The following is a 10201-nucleotide window of genomic DNA, read 5'->3' as shown; positions in this document are numbered from 1 at the left end:
TTCTCGTTGAGCAGCTTTTCGAGATAGGGGTTCTTGACCGACCATGAGCCGCTGAGCGTCTTGTGGGTGTAGATGTTGGCCGGGATCGGCTCGATGCAGGCGCTGGTGCCGCCGGTGATGATGCTGATCGATGCGGTCGGCGCGATCGCCATCTTGCAGCTGAAGCGCTCCATCACGCCCATGTCGGCGGCGTCGGGGCAGGGGCCGCGCTCGATCGCCAGTTGCATCGAGGCTTCGTCGACCTGGCCGCGAATGTGCTTGAACATGCGCATGTTCCAGCTCTTGGCCATGGCGCCCTCGAACGGCAGGCCACGTGCCTGCAAGAAAGAGTGGAAACCCATCACGCCGAGGCCGACCGAACGCTCGCGCATCGCGGAATAGGCGGCGCGTTCCATGCCGGGTTCGGCACGCTCGATGAAATCCTGCAGGACGTTGTCGAGGAAACGCATCACATCCTCGATGAAACCCTTGGCGTCCTTCCACTGGTCCCACGTCTCGAAATTCAGCGACGACAGGCAGCATACCGCGGTGCGATCATTGCCGAGATGGTCCTTGCCGGTCGGCAGGGTGATTTCCGAGCACAGGTTCGAGGTCGAGACCTTGAGGCCGAGATCGCGGTGATGCTTGGGCATGTTCTTGTTCACATGGTCGGCGAAGATGATGTACGGCTCGCCGGTCGCGAGGCGCGTCTCGACCAGCTTTTGGAACAGCGCGCGCGCATCGACCGTGGCGCGGACGCTCCGGTCCTTGGGGCTGAGCAGATTCCATTCGCCGCCGTCGCGCACCGCTTCCATGAAGGCATCGGTGATCAGCACGCCGTGGTGGAGGTTCAGAGCTTTTCTATTGAAGTCGCCGGAAGGCTTTCTGATTTCGAGGAATTCCTCGATCTCCGGGTGATTGATGTCGAGATAGACCGCCGCCGACCCGCGGCGCAGCGAGCCCTGGCTGATCGCAAGCGTCAGCGAATCCATCACGCGCACGAACGGGATGATCCCGCTGGTCTTGCCGTTAAGCCCGACCGGCTCGCCGATGCCGCGGACATTGCCCCAATAGGTGCCGATCCCGCCGCCGCGCGACGCCAGCCAGACATTCTCGTTCCACGTATCGACGATGCCGTTGAGGCTGTCGGGGACCGAGTTGAGGAAGCACGAAATTGGGAGGCCACGCCCGGTGCCGCCGTTCGACAGAACCGGCGTGGCGGGCATGAACCACAGCCGCGAGATGTAATCGTAGATGCGCTGCGCGTGCGCCGCATCGTCGGCATAGGCCGACGCCACGCGGACGAACAGATCCTGGTACGATTCGCCCGGCAGCAGGTAGCGGTCGTTGAGCGTGTCCTTGCCGAAATCGGTGAGCAATGCGTCGCGCGAATGATCGACCTCGAGCGCATAAGGCTGCGGCGTGATCGACTTCGAATCGCGCTTCTCGGCCTTTTTCGGCTTGGCCGGGGCAGTCGCCTCGATCGCGTCGGTTGCCATATGCTCGCCCGTTCCTTCGGTGTCTCTGAAGTCCATCATCCGCCCCTGCTTGCCGCGCTCTTATACGCTCGTCGTCTCGACTCGGGGGCGAACCCCCATGCTACCACCCGGGGGTCGGCGGCCAAGAACAAAAAGTGTCCACAGCCTGTGCATTGGGCACGGAAAAGCCGCTTCCGGGATATAGTATCCCGGTCACTCGTCTACCAGTGCTTGGGTTCGCCCCCGAACTGAACCTCAACAGATTGTGCCTATCCGCCGTTCGACGCAAGACGGTAAATGACGTTTTAATGACTCGGTTCGTCGCTATTTTGAGTCGGTTCATGGAAGGTCCGATCCGGCCCATTCGCCGCGACGCGCGGGTTTCTGCGGCTTTGCGGAAACGCAAGCGAACGAACGTGGAACGGCGGAAAATTTTTTAGGGGCGGTCTGGACCCGATCTATCGGTTGTGGTCCGACGTCGGCGATGATCGACGAGCAAATGCCGACCCGCGATGTGGCGGGACTGTACGATCTTTGGGCGCGCGCGACGATGCTGGCCGCGCCGCGCGATTCGCGGCCGCCGCCGACGCGCACCTTGCTCGATACGCTCGGGATCGGGCTGGAGGAGGCGATGCGCCACCTCGGCGACGCACGGCCCGGGTTCGACGAGTTCGCCGCGTGGATCGTCGCGACTGCCGGGCGGTCCGACCCGGCGCGGATCGAACGCTACCATGCCTGGTATCATGGCGCATCGCCGCCCGCCGCCGAGATCGCGCGACGGGCAAGGGTGATGGCGGCCGATCCGGTGTTCGATGCCGCCGAGCTGGCAATATGGGAGCGCGATGGCGTCGTCGTCCTGCGTGGCGCGGTAACGCGCGACGAGGCGGGGGCGATCGCCGAGCACCTCTGGTCGGTTCTCGACGCCGATCCGGCCGACCCCGCGACATGGTACGCCCCGCGCACCAACGGCATCATGGTCCAGCATTTCCAGCATCCCGCGATGAACGTCCCGCGCCGCGCGCCCCGGCTGCACAAGGCGTTTGCCGAACTCTATGGTCACGCCGATCTGATCGCGTCGACCGACCGGCTCAGCTTCAACCCGCCGGTCGCGGGGAATTACAGCTTCCCCGGCCCGCACCTGCACTGGGACACCAGCCTTGCGCCGCCGATTCCGTTCGACGTCGGAGGCATCTTGTACCTGACCGATACCGCCGCCGATCAGGGCGCGTTGCAGGTCGTGCCGGGGTTCCATCACCGGCTTGCCGCCGGCTGGCTGGAGTCGCTGGGCGCCGCCGACCCGCGCCGGGTCGATTTGTCGGGAGAGGCGGTCACGGTACCGGCGGGCGCGGGCGACCTGGTGATCTGGCGCCAGGAAATCCCGCACGGTGCCAGCGCCAACACGAGCGACCGCCCGCGATTGGCCCAGTACGTCACGATGTATCCGATGCAGTGGCCGGACGAGCGCGAGTGGGTTTAGGTGTTTCCGTCCGCCGACTACCCAGTTGCGGGACAGTAGGGCGATTGCCAATAAGGTTTGGTGCGCAGCTTGGACCCCAGCCCGTGGCTTTTGCTGACCGTTCCGTTCCTCGCCGTGGCGGCTTATGTTTCATATCGGGGCTGGGCGAGGGGCCAGTTTCGCGTTCCTGGCCGGGGTGGTTGGGCGCATTACCATAACGGCTCACTCGACTGGTATGGCGCCACATTACTCAACCTGGTTTTTCTCGGCGCGGGCGTTTTCATGCTCTACCAGTCGGTCTTTCGCGGATCGGATTTCTCGCGTGAACCCGTCCTTCCCATGCCCGTTTTGACGGGCGAGCCGATTGAAACAGTGAAAATCAAGGGGGATCCGGGTTCGCTCGCGCGCTGCCTGGCAACCAAAAACCATGGGCAATTGTTTGCGCTGGGACAGGGTAGTTGGCGAGTGGTTGTTCGAAACGGCCGTAACAGGGTGATGTACACGTTCGATATTGTGCCGCGCGGCGGTGCTAGTCGAATGGATATCTATCGGTCTTGGCCAAGCCCGTTTGTCGGCTGGGATGGTTGCCTGGCCGGGACCGTTAAGTAACGTTGCGTCACCCCGCCTTGCGCAGGCCCCTGTTCGGCGCGACCGCGTTCAAGCGTTCGAGGTTGAAGTATTCGGCGAACTCCAGCCCTGCTTTGCCGTCCTTCGCCCATTTGACGGTGGCCGGGAACATCTGGCCTTCGAGCAGTTCGATCATCACGTCGACGCCGCCCGACTCGCTGGGGAATTCGATCCCGTCGATCAGCGCGCCGGTCGACGAGATGTTGCGGATCCGGACTTCGCCCTGCGCACTGCCGAGGTCGAGTTGCGCGGTGCGCAGCATCCGCGAGCGCGGGCTGCGGCTGACCTTGAAGCCTCGAGGCGTGGCGATCCCGCCGGATCCCTCGAGCAACAGGATCACGTCCTCGCAGCGCGCCGCTTTGCCATAGACGAAGCCCTGGATGTGGCTGCACCCCAGTTCGCGGATCAGCTCGACTTCGTCCTGGTGTTCGACGCCCTCTGCGGTGGTTTCCATGTAGAGCGTGTTGGCCAAGGTCACGATCGCCTTGATGATCGCGGCGTTGCGGTTGCCCGGGACGGCGGCGCCACGCACGAAGCTCTGGTCGATCTTGATCTTGTCGAACGGCGCCTTCTTCAAATAGCCGAGCGACGAGTAACCGGTGCCGAAATCGTCGAGCGCGAGGCGCACGCCGATCCCCTTGAGCGACTTGAACATCGCCTCCGAAGAGCTTGTTTCGTTGAGGAAAACGCCTTCGGTGATTTCGAGTTCGAGGCGTTCCGCGGCGAGCCCGGAGGCGGCCAGCGCCGAGGTGACGATCGCCGGCAGCGCGGGGTTGGCGAACTGGATCGGCGACACGTTGACCGCGACGCGGACGTGGTTCGGCCAGGTCGCGGCCTCGCGGCACGCGGTGCGCAGCACCCATTCGCCGATCGGCTCGATCAGACCCGATTCCTCGGCGATCGGGATGAACTCGGCCGGGCTGATGCTCCCGCGGGTCGGGTGGTCCCAGCGGATCAGCGCCTCGAACCCGACGATCCGCGCGCCTTCGGTCGAGACGACCGGCTGATAGGCGACGTGGAACTGGTTGCCCGCGAGCGCGCCGCGCAGATCGTCCTCGAGCAGCTTGCGGCTCTTCGCGCCCTCCAGCAGTTCGGGACGGAAGAAACGGTGGATGCCGCGCCCGTCGCCCTTGGCGGCGTACATCGCGATGTCGGCGTTGCGCGTCAGCGTTTCCGAATCGGTGCCGTCCTCGGGCGCGACCGCGATGCCGACCGAGCAGCCGACCGAGATCGACGAGCCTTCGATGAAGAAGGGCTGCGACACGGCGTTGATGACCGCGATGGCGAGCTCGCTCAATCTGTCGCGATTGCCCATCCCGGGCAGCACGACCTTGAATTCGTCGCCGCCGAGCCGCCCGACCAGCCCGGCCTCGCCGACCGCGCGCTGCAGCCGCTGCGCGACTTGCTTGAGCAGCGCATCGCCGACCTGGTGGCCGAGCGTGTCGTTGACCGCCTTGAACCGGTCGAGGTCGAGCAGGAACAACGCGGTGGTGCCGGTGCCCGATTGCGGCGCGAGCGTCTTGTCGAGCGAGGCGCGCATGCGCTGTCGGTTGGCGAGCCCGGTCAGCCCGTCGAACAGTGCGAGCCGCGTGATCTCCGCGTCCGAGCGGCGTTTTTCGGTCAGGTCGCGGCCCGAGCCGACGAACCCCTGAAACCGTCCGAGCCCGTCGAGCACCGGACGCCCCGAAATCGACCACCAATGATCGCTTTCCTCGTCGGTCGCCGGGCACACCGAATAATCGGTGAACGAGGTGCGCGTGGAGAGGTGGAAATTGAGCGTGCGCTCGGTGTCGCCCGATTCGGCGTCGACGCGGAACGTGTCGATCAACTTGGCGCCGTGGGTGATCGTCCCCAGCCGCTCGAACTCGCGCGCCACCTTCGCCGACAGATAGGTGAAAAAGCCCTGGCGGTCGGTCTGCCAGAACCACCCGTCGCCATGTTCCTCGACCTCGCGGACGAGCTGTTCGGCGAGGCGGCCGGCATTGGTGCTCGCGCCGTGACGCTCGGTGGTTTTCTGGTCGTCGCGCGCCAGCCGGACGGTCGCGACGATCAGCGTGACGAAGGCCAAAGCGGCGACCGCCGACGGCAGCGCGATGCCCGAGCGGAACATCACCATCGCGCCCAGCGTCGCGGCATAGGACAGGGTGGCGGCGCGTACCGGATGGATCGCGATCGCGGTGATCGTGACCGCGGCGAAGATCGCGACGAACCCGGCGAGGTGGAATTGAGTCAGTTGCGGTGTCGCCAGCAGCGGCAACAGCCACAATAGGCCGGCACCGATCCCCGCCGCGCTGAGCGTCAGCGTGCGCACCTGCATCTGCGTCGGCCACTCGCGCGCTCTGGGCAGCTTGAGCTGGAGCAGCGCGCCCAGCGACATCAGCGCGATCAAACCACCGCGCGTCGCGACGTCGCCGAGCATCGCGTCGTGGCCGGTATAATGGACGACCAGCGCGACGGTTACCGGTGCCAGGATCTGCGCGAACAGCACGAACGGCCAGATCGCCGCGACCTCGGCCAGCCGGATCAGACGGCTGTCGGTAACTTCGGGCGCGGGGTCGGCGTTGAGCCCCAACGCGCCCCAGATCGAGCGCGGTGCCTCGGTCGTCGATCGGTTGCGGTGCAGCGACATGCAGCTTGCCATATCGCCAAGGTGTTATGAAGTGCTTGCCGCCCAGGATTAATTTTCCGTCGCTTGGCGGCCGCCTTATAAGGCGCTGGCGCGCGCTTATGGAGAGAGACGATGGGTAAGGTCAGGGTTGGCGGATTTTCGGTGTCGGTCGATGGCTTCGGCGCGGGTCCCGAACAGAGCCTGGCCGATCCGCTCGGCAAGCGCGGGCCCGAGCTCCATACCTGGTTCTTCGGCACACGATTCTTCAAGGAGATGACCGGACAGAGCGGCGGCAGCGACGGGATCGACCAGGATTTCGGCGCGCGCGCGATGGCGGGGTTCGGCGCGTTCATCCTCGGCCGCAACATGTTCGGCCCCGCGGGCGACGATTGGGGCGGGCCCGACTGGAAGGGCTGGTGGGGTGACAACCCGCCCTACCACGCGCCGACCTTCATCCTGACGCACCATCCGCGCGCGCCGATCGAGATGGAGGGCGGGACCACCTTCGTCTTCGTCACCGACGGGATCGAAAGCGCGCTGGAGCAGGCCAAGGCCGCGGCGGGTGACCTCGACGTCAAGATCGGCGGCGGCGTGTCGACCGTGCGGCAATATCTGCAGGCCGGGCTGATCGACGAACTGCATTACGCGGTGTCGCCGGTTTTCCTGGGACAGGGCGAGAAGATGTTCGACGGGATCGACTTGCCCGCGCTTGGCTTTGCGGTGACCGAGCAGGTCAACAGCCCCCACGCGATGCACGTCGTGCTGACGAAGACAGGACAGGTGAAATGACGCTCAAGCTCTACGCCCACCCGCTGTCGTCGTACTGCCAGAAGGCCAAGACGGCGTTCTACGAGAAAGGTGTCACGTTCGAGGAAGTGATGCTCGACGGCAGCGAGCCGGTGGCGAGCGCGTTCGCGGCACTGTGGCCGATCGGCAAGTTTCCGGTGCTGACCGATCACGAGCAATTGGTGTTCGATGCGGCGACGATCATCGAATATCTTGACGTCAAATACCCGGACAAGCTGTTGATCCCGGCCGACCCCGCCGCCGCGGTCGAGGTGCGGATGTGGGACCGCTTCTTCGACAATTACATCAACTATCCGCAGCAACGGATGGTCTATGTCGCGATCGGCCGCGAGCCCGATGACGGCGACGACGGTGCCAAATGGAAGGCGCAGTTCGACACCGCCTACGCATATCTCGACAAGCATCTGGCCGGGCGCGAATGGGTGGCGAGCGACAGGTTCAGCCTGGCCGACTGCTCGGCGGCGCCGGCGTTGCTCTACGCCGACTGGACCTATGCGATCCCCAAAAGCTTCGCGAACCTGTGGGTGTATCGTGACCGTCTGCTCGCGCAGCCGAGCTACGCGCGCGCGCTCGACGAGGCGCGGCCGTACCGGCATTACTTCCCGCTCGGCGCGCCGGAGGGACGGGACTGATGGCCCTGTCGCTCTACGACCTCAGCGTGCCGACCTTCCTGCAGACGATCGATGCAGTCGGGGGCTTCCTGGGCCGCGCAGCCAAGCATTGCGCCGACGCCGGCACCGATCCGGATGACTTGGTGAACACGCGCCTGTTTCCGGACATGGCGCCGTTTCATTTCCAGATCGAAGCGCTGTCGCACCATGCTGCCTGGGGTGTAGAGGCGCTGACGACCGGCGTGTTCGCGCCGCCGCCGCTGGTCGGGTCGATGCCGTTCGCCGATCTCCAGGCGATGGTGGCGCAAGCCGGTGTCAAATTGCGGGCGTTCGCTCGCGATGAAATCGACGCCTGCGCCGGCAAGGCGCTCGACCTCCAGATAGGCCCGCGCCGGCTCGCCTTTACCGCGGAGGCCTTCATCCTCTCCTTTTCGCTGCCCAATTTCCATTTCCACGCGGTCACCGCCTACGACATCCTGCGCGCGAACGGCGTGCCGATCGGCAAGCGCGATTATGAGGGGCGGCTGCGGACGGTGCCGGCTTAACGTCTGGACCGATGGGCGAGGGCGGCGCTAGAGCGCGGCGATGACCATCATCCGCGCCACCGACCTGATCGAGAGCGTCGCCGACGCGCTGCAGTTCATCAGCTACTATCACCCGATGGATTACATCCGCGCGCTCGGCGTGGCGTACGAGGCCGAGCAGGGGCCGGCGGCGAAGGACGCCATCGCGCAGATCCTGACCAACAGCCGGATGTGCGCAGAGGGGCATCGGCCGATCTGCCAGGACACGGGAATCGTCAACGTGTTCGTCGAATGGGGGATGGACTGCCGGCTCGACGACACCAGCCGCTCGTTGCAGGACATCGTCGATGAGGGTGTGCGGCGGGCGTATCTCAACCCCGAGAACAAGCTGCGCGCGTCGGTGCTCGAAGACCCGGCATTCACCCGGCGCAACACCAAGGACAACACGCCGTGTGTGCTCTACGTCGATATGGTGCCGGGGTCGAAGGTATCGATCGATGTCGCGGCCAAGGGCGGCGGGTCGGAGAACAAGTCCAAGTTCAAGATGATGAACCCGTCCGATTCGATCGTTGACTGGGTGCTCGAGATGCTGCCGCAAATGGGCGCGGGGTGGTGTCCGCCGGGGATGCTCGGCATCGGGATCGGCGGGACGGCAGAGCATTGCGTGCTGCTCGCCAAGCAAGCGCTGATGGAGCCGATCGACATGGGGCCGCTCAAGGCGCGGGGCCCGCGCAACGACATCGAGGCGCTGCGGATCGAAATTTTCGACAAGGTCAACGCGCTCGGCATCGGCGCGCAGGGGCTGGGCGGGCTGTCGACGATCCTCGACGTCAAGATCAGGGACGCGCCGTGCCACGCCGCGGGCAAGCCGGTGGCGATGATCCCGAACTGCGCCGCGACGCGCCACGCGCATTTCACGCTCGACGGGTCGGGGCCGACGTATCTGGAGGCGCCCAAGCTCGACGAATGGCCCAAGGTCGACTGGCAGCCCGATGCGGCGGCGATCCGCGTCGATCTCGACACGCTGACGCCTGAGACCGTGCAATCGTGGAAGCAAGGCGACCGCTTGCTGCTCAACGGCAAGATGCTCACCGGCCGCGACGCCGCGCACAAGCGGATCGCCGATATGCTGGCGAAGGGCGAGGAACTGCCGGTCAGCTTTGCGGGCCGGGTGATCTATTATGTCGGCCCGGTCGATCCGGTCGGCGAGGAAGTCGTCGGCCCGGCAGGCCCCACCACCGCGACGCGAATGGACAAGTTCACCCGCATGATGCTCGGTCAGGGGCTGCTCGCGATGGTCGGCAAGGCTGAGCGCGGGCCCGATGCGACGGCTGCGATCGCGGAAGGCAAGTCGGCGTATTTGATGGCGGTCGGTGGCGCGGCGTACCTGGTCGCGCGGGCGATCAAGGGGTCGAAGGTGGTTGGTTTCGAGGATCTCGGGATGGAAGCTATCTACGAATTCGAGGTCCAGGACTTCCCGGTCACCGTCGCGGTCGATAGCGAGGGCAACAACGTCCACCAGCTCGCGCCACTAGTGTGGAAGGAGAAGATCGCACGGGAGAAATTGCTGGCATGACGTTCCCGATCGATCCGATCGCCTACGTCCGCGGCGGGCGCGCCGAAGCGGTAGACGACGATTGGGACCGCGAGACCGCCGTAATCGAGCTCGCCGCGGAGTTCGGCGAGGAAGCGCTCTATGGCCTCGCCGACTTCAGCCATGCCGAGATCGCGTTCGTGTTCGACCAGGTGCCGCTCGACAAGATCGAAACCGGTGCGCGGCATCCGCGCGGTCGCACCGATTGGCCGCTGGTCGGCATCTTCGCGCAACGTGGCAAGAACCGGCCCAACCGGATCGGCATCACCGTCTGCCGGATCGAGCGCGTCGAGGGGACTCGGCTATATGTCCGCGGGCTCGACGCGATCGACGGGACGCCGGTGATCGACATCAAGCCGATGATGCGCGAGTTCGGCCCCCGCGGCGATATCCGCCAGCCCGACTGGGCGAGCGAATTGATGGCGGGATATTGGCAAGCCTGACCCGGTTTCGCTAAGCAGCTGTTAACCAACACCGCTTACGGTTTCCCCTGATTTCCCAGGGGGTTTTTTAGATT

At 65.2% G+C, this 10201-nt stretch carries 9 protein-coding genes; 7 read left to right on the top strand and 2 right to left on the bottom strand.

All coding sequences use genetic code 11. The features are described from left to right. Positions 1 to 1514, bottom strand: a 1514-nt coding sequence (locus JWM94_RS05000) for a ribonucleoside-diphosphate reductase subunit alpha (RefSeq protein WP_299422652.1), incomplete at its 3' end; no start/stop codon positions are given. Positions 1515 to 1941: 427 nt separating this feature from the next. Here JWM94_RS05000 and JWM94_RS04995 point away from each other — a divergent pair. Both JWM94_RS04995 and JWM94_RS04990 read left to right on the top strand, forming a co-directional pair. Then, a complete protein-coding gene (locus tag JWM94_RS04995; protein ID WP_299422648.1) occupies positions 1942 to 2934 on the top strand; it encodes a phytanoyl-CoA dioxygenase family protein in 993 nt (330 codons plus the stop codon). A gap of 69 nt (positions 2935 to 3003) precedes the next feature. After that, positions 3004 to 3522: a hypothetical protein gene (locus JWM94_RS04990; protein ID WP_299422645.1), complete on the top strand. Its 519-nt coding sequence runs from the start codon at positions 3004 to 3006 to the stop codon at positions 3520 to 3522. Between the two features lie 7 nt (positions 3523 to 3529). Here JWM94_RS04990 and JWM94_RS04985 read toward each other — a convergent pair whose 3' ends face one another. Next, a complete protein-coding gene (locus tag JWM94_RS04985) occupies positions 3530 to 6169 on the bottom strand; it encodes a bifunctional diguanylate cyclase/phosphodiesterase (RefSeq protein WP_299422643.1) in 2640 nt (879 codons plus the stop codon). Positions 6170 to 6280: 111 nt separating this feature from the next. Between JWM94_RS04985 and JWM94_RS04980 the strand changes: the two genes are divergently transcribed. The 5 genes from JWM94_RS04980 to JWM94_RS04960 are packed head-to-tail and all read left to right on the top strand — an operon-like array spanning position 6281 to position 10127. Next, complete coding sequence (locus tag JWM94_RS04980) at positions 6281 to 6937, top strand: dihydrofolate reductase family protein (protein ID WP_299422638.1); 657 nt, start codon at positions 6281 to 6283, stop codon at positions 6935 to 6937. Next, complete coding sequence (locus JWM94_RS04975) at positions 6934 to 7587, top strand: glutathione S-transferase family protein (protein WP_299422635.1); 654 nt, start codon at positions 6934 to 6936, stop codon at positions 7585 to 7587. Before JWM94_RS04980 ends, JWM94_RS04975 begins: the two co-directional genes overlap by 4 nt. After that, the gene (locus JWM94_RS04970) at positions 7587 to 8111 is read left to right on the top strand and encodes a DUF1993 family protein (protein ID WP_299422632.1); all 525 of its coding nucleotides are present in this window, start codon (positions 7587 to 7589) and stop codon (positions 8109 to 8111) included. Before JWM94_RS04975 ends, JWM94_RS04970 begins: the two co-directional genes overlap by 1 nt. Before the next feature lie 40 nt (positions 8112 to 8151). Continuing rightward, complete coding sequence (locus JWM94_RS04965) at positions 8152 to 9666, top strand: fumarate hydratase (RefSeq protein WP_299422629.1); 1515 nt, start codon at positions 8152 to 8154, stop codon at positions 9664 to 9666. Continuing rightward, the gene (locus JWM94_RS04960) at positions 9663 to 10127 is read left to right on the top strand and encodes an SAM-dependent methyltransferase (protein ID WP_299422625.1); all 465 of its coding nucleotides are present in this window, start codon (positions 9663 to 9665) and stop codon (positions 10125 to 10127) included. Before JWM94_RS04965 ends, JWM94_RS04960 begins: the two co-directional genes overlap by 4 nt. Positions 10128 to 10201 lie beyond the last annotated feature (74 nt).

This window comes from Sphingomonas bacterium, assembly GCF_028289855.1.
Lineage (GTDB): Bacteria > Pseudomonadota > Alphaproteobacteria > Sphingomonadales > Sphingomonadaceae > Sphingomonas.
The sequence above is the reverse complement of the archived record's forward strand: the minus strand, read 5'-3'. Positions and strand labels throughout refer to the sequence as shown.